Consider the following 19,178-nt stretch of genomic DNA (forward strand, 5'->3'; position numbering starts at 1 on the left):
CTTTGAAACCGACTTAGTACTGGCGTGTCGGCATGCGCTCTGTTACATTTCGCTGGTTTAATCCCAGCTTAAATTTAGCGCAGTTTTTAGTATGTTTTTTATACTAAAATACGGCTGCCGACTGACGGTAAAAGCGTGCGGATAAGATAGAATTCTGGGCCTTTTTTCAGGCTCGTCGTTTGTTATTTATGTTTTATGAGGCTCTTATGCGCACCGCTGCAGTCATCTCTATGCTGTTGTTTGGCGTGTTAACCAGTGTTAATGCCAGTGCCAAGGATAATGAGCTAGTGTTTGCTAGCGATTTTGAGGGTAACCGCTTATCCCAACCTTGGTCTTGGATCATGGGCTGCCAATTTGAGGGCGCAGAGCCCCACAGTGGTGAGAGCGCATTGTTATGTGCCGAAGGCAATAGCAGTATCGTCAGTAAATTCCCTGTCTCCGAAGCGGGCCTATTGGAGTTCTGGGTCAAGACCCAAAATATCCAAACCCAATATCGGATTAATGTACTCACATCGCCGGTATTAAAGCTGGATGCCCAATGGCAGCATGTGGCGCTGATTGATATCACCCCAGCAACTACCGAATATTTGGCCCACAGGGTGTCGATTGACGATCCGAGCCGCCAATACATTCGCCTCGATATCGAAGCCATTAATGGCCCCATTAGTTTGGATGACTTAACCCTAGATAAAATTCGCCTCGATATTGCGCTGCAAAAGAACGAGCAAAAAATCATTGGTGGTATTTTAGATAAGCTTAAAGAAGACAAAAACTACGAGGTTCAGGCTGAATCCTTTAGAACCCTAGGTAAAAACTACGCCGCCCAGCTCGAAAGCCAAAGACAGTACCTCGAATATTCCAATGCGATTTACTCGAGTATCACCTTTGTGTTAGCGACCTCTGAACGTAATAAAATGTCTAACCCATTGGGTTATAACACCTTTAGGTCGGTCTTAACCGATGCTAAGCGGGTGGCATCGCCGATCCAACAGGCGCGTTTAGGCTCTATGGTCAAACCCTTTGGTGACTTAGCCACCGCCACTTTAAATGTGGTGAGTGCGGGCGCTTATTCGGCATTTGCCGAACCCTTTAAATCCTTCCTCGCGGCCACCTTTGACCGCTCAAACTATGACAACAGCGACTTAAGCCGCAGTGATAAAAAGTTTGCCGAGGAAAATGGCCTTAAGATTTATCAGCAGGCCGAGCGTTTTATGGCTGAAATCGAGAAAGAGCTACAACAGGTTACGGCGCTCGATAACGATTTAGTCAATATGCAGAAGAACTTAGATACGTTCCGTAAGGATTTAGATAAGCATCTGCGTAGCTACCTGCAACATGCCAGCATTGCCCGAACACCCGAAAATTACAGTAAGGTGATGAGTAAAGATGAGCAAACGCGGGCGCAGATTATGGCCGACGTGAATGCCAATATCAGCGCCAAGGCCGATGCCTTATTAGCCGCTAATAGCAATGCCGAGCTGGTGCAGTACATGATTAAAACTACTGAAAAAATGGATGAGTTTCAGGAGTTTAAAGAGCGTTTCAATCAAATTACTTCGGCGATGTTAACCTTCTACGATCGCTTCGAGCGCTCGATTGCCGCCGAGCAAAACCCCTTCACCGACCCCAGCGATAGGGCGGTATGGGAACAACATGCCCAAAGTGCACGCAACTATATTCGCCAATCGAAAGAAGCCTTTACGAAAGCCTTTATGTAGCGGCTTGTTGTAGAGACATAGATTGAGCTTTTTCATATAAATGGCGGAGAAAGAATTTTTCTCTGCCATTTTTATATGCGTAATTTACTGAAGTGATCGTTTAATCAGCCATGTTAATCTGACTGTGTTTTATGCAAACCGAAAGTGTATTATCTACTTGATTTAACATGAGTGGCTCAATTTACTAGTCGTCAAGAGTGTAGGATGAATTGTCATTGTTTCCCCAGTGACACACCATCCTTTAATTTAATAAAAACCGTCCCTGAGGCTCTACTAAAACATCCTTGTTGTAGAAGGTCACTGGTACAACATTGCCAATTCTAAGTATCCCTATAACTGTTCGTGCAACTAAAAAGCTTTTGCCCAATTCCGTGTTTCGGTTCGTTAGCTCAATCGAAAATTTCCATACCTGCTGCGATACTTATTCTTATCTATTTGCCAATGTTTGGCCTTACCAGAAATCGGCTAAGAATGTATGGGTATACAGTCGTATTTAAATTTAGGTACTTTTGAATGATTTTCAGACAATAGCAGTGCGCTCTAATTCCATTCGCAATAAATAAAACCCTATAAAATCAGATGAATATAGTAACTAAATTTTAGTTAATAGGTTTGGAAAACGCGCATGCGCGTTTTTCCAGATGGTGTATTTGACAGAAAGCTGATAAGTTCTTTGCATACAGATAGTTAACCGTGCGCGTTTACACTGGTCCAATGAGGTAAACGCGCATGCGCACGAATAAAATGTTATGCATTAGGAAATTATATGGGTACGTTTAATGGCTTGATTAAAGAAGCGCTTTCAAAAATTGGTGATGCTGATATATACACATTTGCGCTTTATCATGATCACGAATCAGAATTGGTTACTGTATGCATCGATACAATTGAAAGTTCGAATATCAGTTTGGCTAAGTTAAATGAATATAGTATGAAATATTTTCGCAAATACATTTCTGATGGTGATATAAAGCAAGCGAAGCTTTGGCAGGCAAATATTGGTCGAAGTCTGAGTCTCGGTGATTTCAAATTCGTAAATATTGCCGAGTTCGATATAGAAGGGGAATATACTGGTGATGACTTTTATTTGTCATTGGTGAATTCTATAGAGAGTTGTTCTTCGCAAATACAAAGTAAAAGTTCGCATGGCAAGGCTTTGCTTTTTTGCTGTTCAACTAGTGAATATGAGGTTGGTTTAACGTGGGTGCCAGCAAATGCATAACAAAATAAGAAAACATGGACACCCAGCTTTAATCGTGCGGTAGTTAACCTTCGACTATGCTTTGGTTAAGCATTGAACAAGGAGGTTTGTATGCCGCGCCCTCGCCGAACCCAGATAAGTCTTGAAGACACGCCCTATTACCATTGCTGTAGCCGCGTTGTTCGGCGGGCATTTTTATGTGGCGATGATGCTTATTCGGGTAAAAACTATGACCATCGCCGCGCTTGGGTAGAATCGCTACTGTTTGCACTTGAAGCGGTTTTTGCTATTGATGTGGCAGCCTTTGCTGTGATGTCGAATCATCTGCATGTGGTGCTGCGGGTGGACATCGAGACGGCAAATCGTTGGACTGACCGCGAAGTGCTTGAGCAATGACATAAGTTGTTTAAAGGCGATGAATTAACGCACAAATTCGCTAAAGGTGAGTTAGTTGAAGCCTATGAGGTCAGCAGATTAAAGCATTCAATTGCCATTTATCGCAGTCGTTTGTGTGATATTTCATGGTTTATGCGCTGTTTGAATGAACCAATAGCAAGGCAAGCAAATCAAGAGGATAACTGCACTGGCAGGTTCTGGGAAGGTCGGTTTACCCATTTATTTTATAGAGAATCAAGCCCTACTCGATGAAGCTGCGGTATTAGCCTGTATGGCTTACGTTGATTACTCTTTATTAAAAGAAAGTCCCATTAGAGCGCAACTCGCTGATACACCAGAACAATCCGACCATACCAGTATTCAACTACGTATTCGGGCCGCATTAAAAGGTGAGCAGCCAAGCAATCTCCTACCTTTTATCGGTAACGAGTGCAACGACCAACCCAATGGCATTGCGTTTTCATTAACTGATTACCTTCTATTGGTGGATGATACTGGTCGAATTATTCGTAATGATAAACGTGGATGCATCAGCGAAAATAGCGCCAAGATGCTGACAAAATTAAATATCCCCCATGAAAATTGGCTCAAGCTGACTACAGATTTTGGCAAGCTATTTCATGGCCCTGTAGGCACATTGCAAGCACTGACCGATTACTGCGAACATCTCGAAAAGTGACGACGGCATTTTGCGTCAAGCTGTCAGCACTTTAACAGTAACTAGCAACTGCTTATATCACTTCAAAAGCCCCATCCAGAACACATCCCAAGCTTTAATGGATGACTTACCTCGTCTGAAATACCCCATTTTTGAAGGAATTAGCGTAATTTATTGCCTCAGATACTGTCCCTGTGACTTTGATGGTTCTTGTGTAAACAATATTAACTTTTACAAGTTGTAGGTAAACGGAAAGTGCATTATGTTGTTGATCTAAAATGGGTGGCCGGATTTATTCTCGGCCCTTTAACTTTTGATTACTCTCATTTAACGCGTACAAGTGTAGACAAACCCAAAGTGCATATGTTGTTGATCTAAAATGGATGGCCAGATTTTTACTGAAATCACATAGAATGATGAACACGGCCATATCTTAACTTCGCTCTGCGATGGAGTTCATAGACTTCACAACCTAACAATGGCTCAGTTCTATTCAGCACTGCGCCAAAACGCTCAAAGTAGTCCTCATTAACTTGCTTTGTACTGATCAGTGGTACTTCCATACTGACATCTACACGACCTTTACGTATCAACGCTGGGTCAAGATGATCAAGATGATTTGTGGTCATTATGACTAGGCAGTCATCAAGAGGAATGATCCCGTCTAACGCGTTTAGTACGCCACCTAAAGTGAGTGGTGGGTTGTCTACATTGCTTTCCGCTGCACGTGATACCGTTGCCTTTACACAATCACAGTCCTCTATTAACAACATAGCTCCGGGCGCTACCTTTCTAATCGCCTTATGAATAGTGGCATCATTGACAGTCGATAGATTTAATATGTACAGATCGCGATGATACTCAACCGCTAAGGCCCTCGCGATACCCGTCTTACCCGTGCCCGTTTTTCCATGTAGCAGAATGGTTAGCTTACTGACAACCGATTTTCCCCGACTTGCGAAGTTATCAACTTCCCTCATCAACTCCTGCTTAAACCCTTCATCTAGCACTAAGTCACTAAACCCCGATGATTTTAATGTGCCATAGCGACACCATTCGGTTTCTTCGAAAATATTCACTTTCGGCTCAGTAGAGATGTCTCCACGAGTGTCTTCTAAAAAACTATGTAGTTTATCTTTTGCCCACCATGGTGCTCTTACAGTAATAGAATCGTATGCCATCGTACTATCGACCTTAGTGCGGGTTGCCAACATAAAACAATTATCGTATTTAAACAGGTGCGTACCGTAGCCGATAGATTTAACACTGACACGCCCGTCGTAATTCACACCATAGTCAAAGTACACAGCCTCAGAGATAGAGCGTGAAAAAAACGGAATGGTAGTATTACTGATCAAAAAGGACAGCTTATTGAATATCTCTGTGCGTGCCTGATGGCTATCGTCTATAGTGAGCCGCACAAATAGCAGGCTACTGAGCCAACTTAACAGTTTCGCGGGAACATCTTTTAGTATGTAGCCTATGAGTCCAATTAACGTAAATGTTAATACTCCAACAATGACAGCCGTCAACAAAGGATCACTATTGGTGAGCGCCTTTATTTGTAGTAATACCTCGTTCATTTACTCACCTTTACTATAAATGCCTAATAGATATAGTCGAGAATACGACCAGCCGCGTAGAGGTTACTCGCAAGGCATCCTCAGTATTGCGCTATCGCACTTGGTTAAAGCGACTTGATAAAGATCCCTTACTTATCACTAGCTATTGCTTTGGCTGCGGCACTTATCAAAGAGCAGGACGCCTGAATGTCGTACAATGCAGGGATACGTGATAACGACCATGGCTCTCGTTCATAAGCTTAGAAATCCTAGATTGCTCTATTCACCTAGTCGGCGAGCGAATGCCATGGTAAGCCTGTACCTGTAGGCTATTAACCCTTATAAATCAAATATCTAAAATATCGATATGCTAAATTTTAATAAGAAAGCCGCCAATGAAGGTCGGCTTTCTTTTTTCGATTGACCCGTAACCTTTGCGTTTTCTTGGTTACATTAAATCTTGAGGCATTACAGCAAATACACGTTCAAGCTACAGGCACCGTGGGCACCGACGACTAAGGCTTGCTCGATATCGGCGGTTTTTGAAGGGCCCGCGATAAATACACCAAACTCACCTGAGGCTAGCGTGATTTCTTTTGCTGCTTGATGCATGTTCGGCACAATCTTAGTGCTAGGTAGCGCTAAGATGAGGTTTTCACAGATAAAAGGCGTTACCCTGTGGCCGAGGTTTTTGTTGTTGACCCAAATGGCACCATTTTCGGCAACGCCAACATCCCCAGGAATGACCGCATAATCGATATCCCTGAGCTCGTGAGCCGTTGCTGGCACATCACGGTTTGCTGTGACGCCCTCAACCAGTGAGATAACCTGTAAGCCTTGGGCGAGAAGCTCATCTACTTTGGCTTGCAGTGCCGCGAGGCCGCCTTCGCGGTGCAGTGTGCCCGCCACGGTTTTAAGATTGGTTTCAAACTGGCCAACCAGATCTTCCACCCGCGGGGCGACATCGATGCTTGGCATAGGATGGTTTGTTAAAGCCGACAGTTTGAGCGCATTGAGAATTTCGTGCTTACTAGACATCTTATAGGCTCCTGTGTTTCTTAAACCAAGCTTCGAAGCTGGAGTTGGGGGCAACGGGTAGTTCACGGTATTTACCCCAAGCGCCGCTAAATGGCTTGAGCAGACTGCCCGGCAGAATGCGCAGTGCGGTACGAGCCGCGCCCATTGAGCAATTGAGCATAGTAGGGCTTGCCATAAATTTACCCACTAATGGCATATAACTGTTTTTGCCGTAAGGGAGTTTTCCGGCTTCGGCCTTAAGGCGTCTGTGGTGGAAAATAATCTTATCGAGCGGCACCTTAGTCGGGCAGACATAGGTACAGCTACCACACAGGGTACAAGCCCAAGCGATGGAGTTAGTGTCATCGCTCTTGGCACCCACGGCAATCCCAATCGGGCCTGGGATGGTGTAGTTGTAGCTGTAACCACCGGAGCGGCGATACACAGGGCAAGTGTTTAGACAACCGCCGCAGCGAATACATTTCAATGATTCGGCAAGGATTTTATCCTTGAGCATCTCAGTGCGGCCGTTATCGACGATGATCACGTGCATCTCACCATCGACCTGTGGTCCACGGTAGAAAGCGCTATAGGTGGTAACGGGTTGGCCGGTTGCGTTACGCGCTAGGGTGCGTAGTAACACGGCGGCGCTGTCGATATCGGGGACAATTTTGTCGATACCCATTGAATGCAACTGCAACTTGGGCAGGTTAGCACCCATATCGGCGTTACCTTCGTTGGTACAAACGACCACGGCGCCCTTATCGGCAATCGCCATGTTTACCCCTGTCATCGCGGCATCGGCGCTGAGGAACTGCTCACGCAGGTGAGCACGGGCTGCACGGGTTAAATACAAGGGATCTGCTGCCCCCGCTTTAGTGCCGAGTTTCTCATGGAAGAGGTCACCGACTTCTTCTTTTTTCATGTGGATAGCGGGCACCACAATGTGCGAAGGCGGCATTTTCGCGAGCTGAATAATACGCTCGCCCAAGTCGGTGTCGATAACTTCAATCCCACGTTGCTCTAAGTAAGGATTGAGGTGACATTCCTCGGTGAGCATGGATTTAGACTTAACTAACTTCTTCACTTTATGGCTAGATAAGATGTCGTGAACAATACGGTTGTGCTCGGCACCATCTTTTGCCCAGTGGACTTTGATACCGTTTGCTAGGCAATTTTGCTCAAAGGTTTCAAGGTATTGTGCAAGGTTGGTTAAGGTATGCAGTTTGATTTCGGAGCCTAACTGACGCAGTTGTTCCCACTCGGGTAAGCTGCCTGCGGCGCGGTCACGTTTTTCCCGCAGTACCCAAAGGGCCTTAGAGTGCCAGTCAACACGGGTTTCATCACGGCAGAAAATATCGGCCTTGTGGGCGTGAACCTGTGAACCCGTTGCCTCGTGATTATGTTGATATGCCATAGTGGGTCTCCTAGAGCGCGGCGTTAAGTACTTGCGCTATGTGGCGAATTTCAATTGGCAATTGTTGTCTGCGGATCATGCCATCGAGGTGTAATAGGCATGAAGGGTCGAAGCCAACCACATATTGCGCGCCCGTTGCCGCGTGGGCTTGGGCCTTGTCTTTACCCATCTTGGCCGATACAGCGCCTTCATCAACGGCAAAAGTACCACCAAAGCCACAGCATTCATCGCGACGGTCTGGATAGACAATGTCGATTCCGGCGATATTGGCGAGCACGGCTTCAACTTTGTTGAATCGTGGGCCCATTTGCTCGCTTGGCGTGGCAAGGCTCAACATACGAATGCCGTGGCAGCTCAACTGCAGGCTGATCTTATGGGCAAAAGGCTTGTTGAACGCTGGGATTGGGGCGACATCGTGGAGGAACTCGGTCAGCTCATAGAGTTTGTCGATAACGGCTTGGGCTTCTGGGCTGCTGTCAAACTCGTGGAAGTTTTCTTTGGCGGCCACTAAACAAGACGCGGCAGGGCAAACAATGGCATCACATTCCACACCCTTGAAAGCATTGAGTAATTTCAAGGTAGTACTGCGTGCTGCATCGAAGCAACCCGAGTTGGTCATAGGTTGGCCACAGCATGTTTGGCCTGCGGGTAGAATCACTTGGTGTCCGAGTTTTTCCAGTAATTCCAGGGTGGCAATCGCCACGTCTGGCATCATTTGGTTAACGAGACACGGGATGAAAAGAGCGATTTTCATTGTGTTTTTCTCTTTCTTGTTAGTGAACGACATTGCCTTGCACTGTGACCCCAAAGTCCACACAAATGCTAAGGTAGTTGATCAAATATAGGCTTATCTTAAGTAAATAAGTAGCGCTAATTTAGTAAATGATCTTGTTGATTTTTGCAAAAATGAGAATATTTTAATGTGTTGATTTTAATCTGTTAAATATGATTTTTGTTTTGTGATTTACCTCTCCTCTCAATAGTGTTTAACGATAAATGAGAATAGTTTTCTTCTGATAAAAAAACGGGGCCATTTCTAGCCCCGTTGAGTACTTTTTAGCGGCTGCACTCTTCGAGCAGATACGCTAAGTGGCGGTAGGAAATGCCACTGTGCTGCGTTAAGCCGACCTCACACATACGGTTGGCGTAATAGCCTTCCTTAATCTCGACGGGAATGAGCTTTTTGATATTACGCAGGGCGCTGGCGTTGATTTCTGGCTTATACAGGCCTTTTTCGCCGGCGTAACCACAGCAGTCAATGCCCGCAGGTTTGAGCACTTGGCTCGAACAAGCATCGGCAATGGCTTGCATCTTAGGCTCTAACTTCATCTTACGAGCGCTACAACCTAAGTGCAGAGCCACATTGACCTTTTTGTTGATGCTCAGCTTATCCAGCAGCTTGTCGTGCATAAACTCAACTAAGTCGGTGATTTGCACCTGAGGGTTACCCGTGAGGGTACGATAGGTACAAGACAGGGCATCGACTAATACTGGGATTTTTCCGCCATTACTCATCTTGCTGACCACATCGATAAGCTCTTGGCGTTTGGCGTCGGCGTTTTTAAAGTCGCCCTTAGATTCCCACATCTGGCCGCAGCATAAATCGCGGGTTTTCTCTGGGGTAATAACGTTATAGCCCGCACGCTCGAGCAGAGTTACAACCACCTCTGGCAAGGTGCGATTATCGGGATCCTTAGGTGTTGGACCAAAGGTACGGCCGCCGCAGGCTGGGAAGTAAACCACGGTTTCTTGGCCCGCTTTGGCTGGGGACGGTTTAGGCAGTTTGCCACCTTTAGGGAAGTCTGGATTCCAATAGGGCACTTCTTTGGAGAGTAAGCGGCCAGTTTTCATCAGCGCGTTGGTGATACCATCGCCGGTGATTTTATGGATGACTCCCAACACGTCAAAGCCAGTGCTGATCACTTGGTTGACGGCGCCAAAGTGTTTGGCTTGGAAATCCAACACTTTTTGCTCAGTGGTGCTGATATAGGGCGTGCGCAGCTTACGGACTAACTGACCCATGCTGTTATCGACGGGGCAGGCAATTGTACAGAGCTGACAAGCCGCGCAGGTATCAATCACATCATACTTGGCATCGGCACGCATTTTATCGGCGGCGGCTTTATCGCCTGATTGCTCTAAGCGCTCGATTTCACGTAGGGTGGCGATCCGCTGACGTGGCGAGAAGTTCAGCGCCGAAGTCGGGCAGGTCTTTTCGCAGAAACCACATTCGATACATTTATCGACAAAATCATCGACTACAGGGCAAGGCTTGATGTTTTTCACGTGCACTGTGCTGTCGTCGTTTAAGATAACGCCAGGGTTGAGCAGGCCTTCTGGGTCGAAGATATGCTTGATGCGTTTCATGAGGGTGTAAGCATCGGCGCCCCATTCCATTTCAACGAAAGGTGCAACGGCGCGGCCTGTGCCGTGCTCGGCCTTCATCGAACCATCGTATTTATGGATCACCATCTCGGCCACATCCTGCATAAAGCCTTGGAAGCGCTCGATGTCGGCTTGGGAGGCGAAGGTCGGGGTGATAATAAAGTGGAAGTTACCCGCCAGCGCATGGCCGTAAATCACGCCTTCGGGATAGCCGTGCTTATGGAATAGCTCGGTTAAATCGGCGGCGGCCGCGGCTAAATGTTCGACGTTAAAGGCCACGTCTTCGATGATGACTGAGCTGCCCTTTGGTCGCTCGCCACCAATAATCGGGAACAGGCCAGAGCGCATTGCCCAGTATTTGCTGTACACGTTGGCGTCGCTACTAAAGCTAATCGGACGCTCGGTTTTGATGTGCGCGAGTTTAGCAATCACATCTTGGGTATAGCTTTCTAAGGTTTGGGCATCGTTAGCGCGGGACTCAATCAATAGAATAGCCGCGCCTTCAGGCAGTTCATTGAGCCAGTCTGGCATGCCTTTTTTGCCTGTGACGGCCTTGATGGATGCCCAGTCGAGTAATTCGGCGGCGGCAACGCTATCGCCAATAATCGGTGGAATGGCACTTGCCGCATCCACCATGTTGAAAAATACCGCCATGGCCGAGGCTTTAAATTTGGCTTCATCGACCGTGTGGTAAGTGACTTCTTCGACAAAGGCTAAGGTGCCTTCGGCGCCGACGATCAAGTGGTTAATCAAATCGAACGGGTCTTCAAAATCCACTAGGGCGTTGATGCTATAACCCGTAGTGTTTTTGATGGAGTATTTTTTGCGAATACGCTGCGCGAGCACGTCATTACTGCGGGTCAATTTAGCCAGTGAGGCCAGTGAGTCGAGCAGCTCGCCGTGGCTTTGGGTGAAGGCGGCTTTAGACTTATCGCAACCTGTGTTGAGCTCGGTACCATCGGCAAACAGCAGTTTAGCCGAGGCGATGGTTTGGTAACTGTTTTGCGCCGTACCACAGCACATGCCCGAGGCGTTGTTAGACACAATACCGCCGACCATGGCCGAGGCAAGGGTCGCCGGATCGGGACCGATTTTCTTATTGAGAGGCTTGAGCGCCGCGTTGGCATCGGCACCAATCACCGCCGCGCCTAAGGTGATCTTATTGCTGTCGGAACTGATTTCAATGGTTCTAAAACCGTCGTGGCCCAAGATCAATAAAATCCCTTCGCCAATGGCTTGGCCCGATAAACTGGTACCCGCCGCACGGAAGGTTACTGGCACTTTATGGGCACGGGCGATGGCTAAGGTCTGCTTGGCCTGTTCGAGGTTATCCGCGTGGACCACAATTTCAGGCACGATACGGAAATAACTGGCGTCGGTTGACCACGCAAAGCGGCGCACAGGGTCATTTGAGACGGCTGACTCGCCGAGTTGTTGAATAAGCTCTTTATAAACAGCGTCATAATTAATAGACATAAGTTACTCTCTCAACGCTAAAAATGACTAAGGCCGCCAAGCGGCCTTAGGTTTCGATTGGCTTAGAAGCCACCCCAAAGAGTTGCGATGGTGCCTGCAAGTAGCGCATAACCAATCGCCACAGGCATAGTTTTACGAATAATTTCTGATTCTCTACCCGCCATACCTACAACGGTCGCGGCGGCTACTACGTTCATCACACACATCATGTTACCAGCGTTCGCACCGATACCTTGTAGTGCTAATACTAGCGCGTGGTTCATGCCAATGTTGTCGGCCACACTGTATTGCAGACCGGAGAACATCATGTTGGAGAAAGTGGCCGAGCCTGAAAGGAAGGCGCCGAAGATCCCCACAATCGGTGCCATCCATGCCCACACAGCGCCCATCGAATGGGCCAGCATGTCGGCTAAGGCAACAGGCATAGACGCGAGGCCCGCACCGTTAGCACCAGAGTTTAAGAAGATTTTCACCATAGGCACGGATGCGCCTAATGAGATGATAGTCGGTAACATCGACTTGCATGACACGCCGATGGATTGCTTAATCGCAGGGCTTTTCATCTTGAACAGGAAGAAACCTAAGATACACACAGCCACGAAGAAGGCGCCTGGTGCGTACAGGGTCGCAAAGCTGGCTTTAAGTTCAGTCCCCAATAAACCAGTCCAGCTGATGTTGAAACCTGATAACCAGGCTTTGAGTGGTGCAACAGTACGTGATAGCACTAATAGCGCTGCCATGATGATATAAGGTGTCCAAGCAGCGATTTGTGAGAACTTAGTGGTGGTCTCAATTTTGGCGCTTTCTTCTTGGTTATCATTTTCGGCAAAATCATTCCAAGGCGTTTTTGGCAATAAGTAACCCTTACGTGCAACTGGGATAACCATCGCCATACCGATGAGAGAACCAATCACGGATGGGAACTCAGGGCCCGCAATATAGTTGATGATCCAAGCGGGAACGGTAAAGGCAAGACCCGCGAAAATCGCAAACTTCCAAATGGCTAAGCCTTCTTTAAATGACTTATTACGGCCGAAGAAGCCCGTCAGAATCGACACCATCACCAGTGGAATTAAGGTACCTGTAATTAAGTCGATAGTGATCATATGCATTGCAATGAACTGGGCAAAGTCAGGATAAGTGCCACCGTGCTCGGCAATTTGCGCCGCAGCCATGCTCACACCACCTTGGGTTAAGCCTTGTTCCATACCAAACAGCACGGGTAAACCAATCGCACCGAAGGATACGCAGGCCGAGTCGGCAATCAGCGCCACAACGGCGGCGGCAACGGGCGGAACCCCCAGCAATACCAGCAGCGGCGCACCAATCGCGGCAGGTGTACCAAAGCCCGCGCTCCCTTCGATAAAGGCACCGAATAACCAACAGATAATAATCACTTGCACACGGGCATCGGCACTGATGTTAGTGAAACCCGCGCGAATGGTATCCATGGCCCCAGAGTATTTCAGGGTGTTAAGCAGGAATACCGCGCCGAAGATGATGGTTAAGGGGGTGATGGCTGACAGCAGTCCTTCGAGAACCGATGCGGCTAACAGTGTGGTATCCATTTGCCAAATAAACACGGCGGCAAGCGCCGTAACTATCATGGAGATGGGCATAGCTTTGGACGCTGGCATTCTGAGTAATACGAGAAAGATCATTACACTGATCACTGGCGTCAAGCTGGCGAGGAGTTGAAGTATTGTCATGCTTGCCTCTACATAAAGTGGTCTGTCTTATTATTTATATTTGGATCTTGCTAGTGTTTTCCTGTTTAACCCTCGGCGGATAAATCAGCAGTTTCAACTGCCAATGCCAAGAGTCACAACATTCTGTGGTGTGTACTAGACGCTATTCGGGGCTTAACTAATATGATCTAGATCATTTTGGCTGCTGTATAAAATGCTAATTTACAGTGCTGCGGGAGGCTTCTCTCATAGGATTTTCCTAACTGTGATCCATGTCACTCGAAGGTGGTTTTTTATATTTCGATAATGGGATTTTTCATTAATTTCTATTCCTTAAGGTTATAAAAATCGAGATATCCGCTAAATTAGCTATCAGTATTGCAATTAACTGATCCATTTATTTCATTAATGAGTACTTAATGGATTTTTAAGACAATATTAAGGCGTGACTCATGTCTCGTTTTTATGTAGCAGTAAAAATCACTCCGCTAAATTGAGTTTGGTAAGCTGTTGAATAAATAGGTATTTATTGAGTGTTGCACCGCATGGAATAGTGAGAGCAAGATCAAATTTTAGTGATGACTAAATTTCGCGTGATGAATATCACTCAATGAATTTTGTTTTAATCTGAAATTTAATAACGGTTAATAAAGCTGTTTACAGCCGCGCAGCCGCAACACACCATTCTGTTAACAATTGGTGTGGAGATTTACCTGAGTGACTAATGATGGCGAGCCGTTGCGGCCATTATGCCTCGCCTAATGTGGGCTTAAAACAGCTTACTGCCCCAGCCGAGCTTACTGCGTAACACATGGAAGTAATTATGGCCTTTAGGGTGGATAAGCCTGAGCTGCTCAGAGCTTCGGCGCACTATGATTTCATCGCCTGGTAAGACGGCTAAATGCACGTGGCCATCACAACTTACTTCAAGATTTTCGCCATTTTCAGGGGAGACGACCATCTTAATGGTGCTGCAGGCATCGACTACTATGGGGCGACACGACAGTGTATGTGGAAACATAGGCACTAAGATTAATGCCTGTAAATTAGGGGTCAGAATGGCGCCTCCTGCAGACAGGGCATAGGCGGTAGATCCCGTCGGGGTTGAGACTATCATGCCATCGGCGCGTTGGCTGTACATGAATTGGTTGTCTATATAGACTTCAAATTCAATCATATGGGCGATTTTACCCGGATGGAGTACCGCTTCATTAACGGCGGTATTGCTCGCTTTTAACATGCCATGGCGATAGACCTCGGCCTCGAGTAAAAAGCGGTGCTCGGTATCAAATTCCCCATCGAGCACTTTGGCGAGGGCTTCTTCAAAGGCATCGGGCGGTAAATCCGTTAAAAAGCCCAAATTGCCACGGTTAACACCAATCACACCTACATCGAAGCGCGCCAGTACTCTGGCGGCACCGAGCATATTGCCATCACCACCCACGACTATGGCTAAATCGCAGCGTGCGCCAATCTCTAATAAATCGACCGCGACGATATTTGTCCCTAACTCGCTGGCAACACGCTCTTCCACGAGGACTTCATACCCTTGCACCGTCAGCCAGTGGTGCAGACGTTTGAGGGTTTGATTTGTCCCTGGGTGGTGTGGCTTGCCAATCAGGCCAATGGTGTGGAACTTTGTGGTCATATTTATGCTAGATCTGGCCTTAGGCCTTGAAACGTCAAAATTGATCCCCATAATATGCCCAGAGTATTTAGAAACAAAGCATTTTTAGCTGGAGTGAAAATGAGCAACGAGTCGATTAAAGCAGAACAGGATCTGATCCAAGAGGGTGTAGAGTCTGAAGTTTCTACCGAAGAAGCGAGTCTGATTGACGAGCTTACCCAAGCCAATTTCCGTATTGAAGAGCTGGAACAGTTACTCGCTGACGCTTTGGCGAAAGTTGAAGAGCAAAAAGATTCAGTTATCCGTGCTGCTGCCGAAGTAGATAACATTCGTCGCCGCGCGGCGATGGATGTGGAAAAGGCTAACAAATTTGCATTGGAAAAATTCGCCAACGAATTACTGCCAGTGTTAGACAATATGGAACGTGCACTGCAAGGTACTAATCCACAGGATGAAACTACCAAAGCATTGTTCGAAGGTGTTGAGCTCACGCAAAAGAGCTTCTTAACTGCCGTGGCTAAGTTTGGGGTAAAACCTATCGATCCACAGGGTCAAGCTTTCAATCCTGACCAACATCAAGCCATTGGTATGCAGCCAAGTGCTGAGTATCCAGCCAATACTGTGATGTTAGTGATGCAAAAGGGTTATGAGCTAAACAGCCGTTTACTGCGTCCAGCCATGGTGATGGTGTCACAGGGCGGCCCAAGCCAAGAAATCAACATTGAAGCCTAAGCTAACGCTTAGCGTTAACTAATAAAAAGGACTGCCGATGCAGTCCTTTTTATTTGTCTGTTACTTTTTATTTGCCGTTAATCGTGATTCACCACGATTGATGGGGCTAAGCTCCCATCAATATTCAATCGGCAAGAAAGGCATTAATTTGCGCTAACATACCTTCGGCATCGAGTTGTAAATCATGGGTCACTTCTTCTGGAGAGCCATGTTTAATAAACTCATCGGGTAGGCCGATTTGCAGCACAGGTTTGGGCATTTTAAGCTTTTGCAGCAGCTCTAAAACGCCAGAGCCTGCGCCGCCCATAATGGCGTTTTCTTCCACTGTGACAAGCACATCGTGGGTTTGCGCCATCTCTTTAACCAAATCCACATCGAGTGGCTTCACAAAACGCATATCGACGACGGTGGCGTCTAAGCTTTCTGCGGCGGTTAAGGCGGCGGCTAAGGTGGTGCCAAAGTTCAGCATGGCGATACGTTTGCCTAAACGCTTAATCACGCCTTTACCTATTGGCAATGCTGTCATGGCTTCTACCTGAGTCGCGCCGGTGGCGCTGCCCCTTGGATAACGTACCGCACTCGGGCCAGCATCATAGCAATAACCGGTATAGAGCATTTGGCGACATTCATTTTCATCCGATGGCGCCATGATCACCATATTCGGGATGCAGCGCATAAAGCTTAAATCGAATGCCCCTTGGTGGGTTGGGCCGTCGGCACCGACGATACCGCCACGGTCAATGGCGAACAATACAGGCAAGCGCTGCAGTGCCACATCGTGGATCAGTTGATCATAACCCCGTTGCAGGAAGGTCGAGTAAATGGCGACCACAGGCTTAAAGCCTTCACAGGCAAATCCGGCACCTAAAGTCACCGCATGTTGCTCGGCAATAGCGGCATCGAAATATTGTTTCGGGAAGCGCTGTGAAAATTCCACCATGCCCGAACCTTCACGCATGGCAGGGGTAATGCCTAAGACTTTTTCGTCCTGCTCGGCAATATCACATAACCATTTGCCAAACACTTGGGAGAAGGTCGGCAGTCCCGGCTTAGTGGCTGGCTTCTTAAACTGTGAAGGATCAAATTTAGGTACCGCGTGCCAACCGATAGGATCTTTCTCGGCCGGTTCATAACCACGACCTTTTTTGGTCATGATGTGCAGCACTTGTGGCCCCTTTAGAGAGCGCATATTGCGCAGGGTTTCCACTAGGGCGTCGACATCGTGGCCATCAATTGGGCCGATATAGTTAAAGCCTAACTCTTCAAACAGAGTGCCAGGTACGACCATACCCTTAAGGTGTTCTTCGGTGCGCTTGGCCATCTCTTTGATGACCGGCATGCCCTTGAGCACTTTCTTGCTGCTTTCTCGAATCGTGGTGTAGAGGCGGCCCGACATCAATTGCGCTAAGTGATTGTTGAGCGCGCCGACGTTTTCTGAAATCGACATTTCGTTATCGTTCAGCACCATCAGCATATCGTTGTGCAAATCACCCGCGTGATTCATGGCCTCGAACACCATACCGCCCGTCATGGCACCATCGCCAATAACGGCGACCACTTTACGGCCTGCCTGTTCTTTTTCGGCGGCAACGGCCATGGCTAATGCGGCACTGACGGATGTGCCGGAGTGTCCGACGCTGAAGGTGTCGTATTCACTTTCTTCCCGCCAAGGGAAAGGGTGTAAACCGTTCTTCTGCCTAATGGTGTGCATTCTGTCGCGGCGGCCGGTGAGGATTTTATGGGGATAGGCTTGGTGGCCAACGTCCCAAATCAAACGATCAAACGGGGTGTTATAGACATAATGCAGGGCAACAGTCAGTTCGACTGTGCCGAGTCCTGAGGCAAAATGTCCGCTGGACATGCCAACGGACTTAAGAAGAAACTCCCGCAACTCATCGGCCAATTGAGGTAACAGGGCCTGAGGAAGCTGGCGGAGTTCATTAGGAGTGTTGGCCTGAGCCAACACGGGAAACTGTGAAATGTCCAAACTCATAGCGAGATACTTCGTCTCTTATTATATTCTTCGCTCAATGATATAGCGGGCGAAGTCTGCGATTAACTGGCTATTGTATGGCAATTTAGCCAGCGCTGATAGTGCCTCTTGGATCAGTTGCGCGGCGGTATCTTTGGCGCCTTGCAGTCCAAGTAGTTGCGGAAAAGTACTCTTATTGGACTCGGCGTCTGAGCCTTGGGGTTTGCCGAGTTCTTCCGTGGTGGCAATGATGTCCAGAATATCGTCTTGCACTTGGAAGGCAAGTCCTACCGCATGGGCAAATTCCATCATAGTCTGATATTCATCTTTTGGCGCATTAGCGGCAATCAAGGCTAACTCAACGGCGCAGCTGATAAGGGCGCCCGTTTTCATATTGTGGAGTTGAGTTAGGGCCTTAAGGTTGATGAGCTTATCGGTTGAGGCTAAGTCAATCGCTTGGCCGCCACACATACCACGGTAGCCCGAGGCTTTCGCCAGCGCTCTCACCATGGCGATATGTTGCTCGCTGCTGATCCCTGGTACTGCTTCGGTAACAATTTCAAAGGCTAAGGTTTGCAGAGCATCCCCAGCAAGGATGGCGGTCGCCTCATCGAAGGCGATATGCACTGTGGGTTGACCACGACGAAGGTCGTCATCGTCCATGGCGGGTAAATCGTCATGGATTAACGAATAAGCATGAATACACTCAATGGCGGCGGCGCAGGCGTCGAGCTTTTCAAGCGACACGCCAAACATTTGCCCCACACTGTAAACCAAGAAGGGACGAATACGCTTACCGCCTAATAGCGCGCCGTGGGTCATGGCGGCCTTTAATTGTGGCGCAGTGTCTTCGAGAGTGCTGAAACGTTGTTTTAATTGGTCATCAACCCGTAGTTGATATTCTTTTATTGCATTGACTAACACGCTTATTCGCCCTCAACGGCATAGGGAGAGAGGGGCGCATTTTCATCCTGCTTGAGTAAAATGGCCACTTTTTGCTGAGCTTGCTCGAGTTTTGCTTGGCTGTTACGCACCAGATTGATGCCACGTTCAAATTGTTTTAACGCATCATCCAGAGAGACATCGCCCTGTTCTAATTCGGCAACGATGCGCTCGAGTTCACCAAGGGATTCTTCAAAACTGAGATTTTCGGGTTTCTTCGCCACGTTAATAATTCCTTTGAAAGAGCGGACACAAGGTATATCAGGGCGACTCAAGGGTCAAATTCAGTCGACGGATATTTGCTCAATAGCACGCTTTGTTGCTGAATTTTTTTCAGAAAATTGAAATTGTCGCTAAACTTGCTTAGTGCTTGTCCGATAAATGACA

At 47.5% G+C, this 19,178-nt stretch carries 13 protein-coding genes and 1 pseudogene; 4 read left to right on the top strand and 10 right to left on the bottom strand.

Annotation, left to right across the window (positions count from 1 at the left end; translation table 11 throughout):
• The first annotated feature begins 206 nt into the window (after positions 1 to 206).
• The 3 genes and pseudogenes from bdpA (at position 207) to L2713_RS02360 (ending at position 3,994) form a co-directional block, all read left to right on the top strand.
• On the top strand, positions 207 to 1,718 hold the full coding sequence (bdpA, locus tag L2713_RS02350; protein ID WP_011717784.1) for a BAR domain-like protein A BdpA: 1,512 nt from the start codon (positions 207 to 209) through the stop codon (positions 1,716 to 1,718).
• Between the two features lie 766 nt (positions 1,719 to 2,484).
• Complete coding sequence (locus tag L2713_RS02355) at positions 2,485 to 2,940, top strand: hypothetical protein (protein ID WP_248966780.1); 456 nt, start codon at positions 2,485 to 2,487, stop codon at positions 2,938 to 2,940.
• Positions 2,941 to 3,030: 90 nt separating this feature from the next.
• Positions 3,031 to 3,994, top strand: a pseudogene (locus tag L2713_RS02360) (transposase).
• A gap of 383 nt (positions 3,995 to 4,377) precedes the next feature.
• Here the strand turns inward: L2713_RS02360 and L2713_RS02365 are convergent.
• From L2713_RS02365 to nadK, 7 genes are all read right to left on the bottom strand, one after another.
• A complete protein-coding gene (locus L2713_RS02365; RefSeq protein ID WP_248966781.1) occupies positions 4,378 to 5,556 on the bottom strand; it encodes an AAA family ATPase in 1,179 nt (392 codons plus the stop codon).
• A gap of 447 nt (positions 5,557 to 6,003) precedes the next feature.
• Entirely contained in the window at positions 6,004 to 6,573 is a 570-nt protein-coding gene (locus L2713_RS02370) for a LutC/YkgG family protein (protein WP_248966782.1), read from the bottom strand.
• A gap of 1 nt (position 6,574) precedes the next feature.
• Positions 6,575 to 7,969, bottom strand: coding sequence for a lactate utilization protein B (locus tag L2713_RS02375; RefSeq protein ID WP_248966783.1), 1,395 nt, complete (start codon positions 7,967 to 7,969; stop codon positions 6,575 to 6,577).
• 10 nt (positions 7,970 to 7,979) lie between these two features.
• Positions 7,980 to 8,723: a (Fe-S)-binding protein gene (locus L2713_RS02380; protein ID WP_011623487.1), complete on the bottom strand. Its 744-nt coding sequence runs from the start codon at positions 8,721 to 8,723 to the stop codon at positions 7,980 to 7,982.
• A 302-nt stretch (positions 8,724 to 9,025) separates the two neighbouring features.
• Positions 9,026 to 11,830 carry an FAD-binding and (Fe-S)-binding domain-containing protein gene (locus tag L2713_RS02385; protein ID WP_089067340.1) on the bottom strand — a complete coding sequence of 935 codons (2,805 nt, stop codon included), beginning with the start codon at positions 11,828 to 11,830 and terminating at the stop codon, positions 9,026 to 9,028.
• Positions 11,831 to 11,892: 62 nt separating this feature from the next.
• Positions 11,893 to 13,539: an L-lactate permease gene (locus L2713_RS02390; RefSeq protein ID WP_086902307.1), complete on the bottom strand. Its 1,647-nt coding sequence runs from the start codon at positions 13,537 to 13,539 to the stop codon at positions 11,893 to 11,895.
• Positions 13,540 to 14,287: 748 nt separating this feature from the next.
• Entirely contained in the window at positions 14,288 to 15,166 is an 879-nt protein-coding gene (nadK, locus tag L2713_RS02395; protein ID WP_084789193.1) for an NAD(+) kinase, read from the bottom strand.
• Positions 15,167 to 15,265: 99 nt separating this feature from the next.
• Between nadK and grpE the strand changes: the two genes are divergently transcribed.
• Positions 15,266 to 15,877 carry a nucleotide exchange factor GrpE gene (gene grpE, locus L2713_RS02400; protein WP_086902308.1) on the top strand — a complete coding sequence of 204 codons (612 nt, stop codon included), beginning with the start codon at positions 15,266 to 15,268 and terminating at the stop codon, positions 15,875 to 15,877.
• Between the two features lie 124 nt (positions 15,878 to 16,001).
• Here grpE and dxs read toward each other — a convergent pair whose 3' ends face one another.
• The 3 genes from dxs to xseB are packed head-to-tail and all read right to left on the bottom strand — an operon-like array spanning position 16,002 to position 19,015.
• Positions 16,002 to 17,870 (bottom strand): 1-deoxy-D-xylulose-5-phosphate synthase, encoded by a 1,869-nt coding sequence (gene dxs, locus L2713_RS02405; protein WP_248966785.1) that lies wholly within the window; start codon positions 17,868 to 17,870, stop codon positions 16,002 to 16,004.
• Between the two features lie 21 nt (positions 17,871 to 17,891).
• Complete coding sequence (ispA, locus tag L2713_RS02410) at positions 17,892 to 18,773, bottom strand: (2E,6E)-farnesyl diphosphate synthase (RefSeq protein WP_248966786.1); 882 nt, start codon at positions 18,771 to 18,773, stop codon at positions 17,892 to 17,894.
• A gap of 2 nt (positions 18,774 to 18,775) precedes the next feature.
• Positions 18,776 to 19,015 (bottom strand): exodeoxyribonuclease VII small subunit, encoded by a 240-nt coding sequence (xseB, locus tag L2713_RS02415; RefSeq protein ID WP_011623480.1) that lies wholly within the window; start codon positions 19,013 to 19,015, stop codon positions 18,776 to 18,778.
• Positions 19,016 to 19,178: the final 163 nt, after the last annotated feature.

Origin of the sequence: Shewanella seohaensis (assembly GCF_023283775.1) — a bacterium.
Classification (GTDB): Bacteria; Pseudomonadota; Gammaproteobacteria; order Enterobacterales; family Shewanellaceae; genus Shewanella; species Shewanella seohaensis.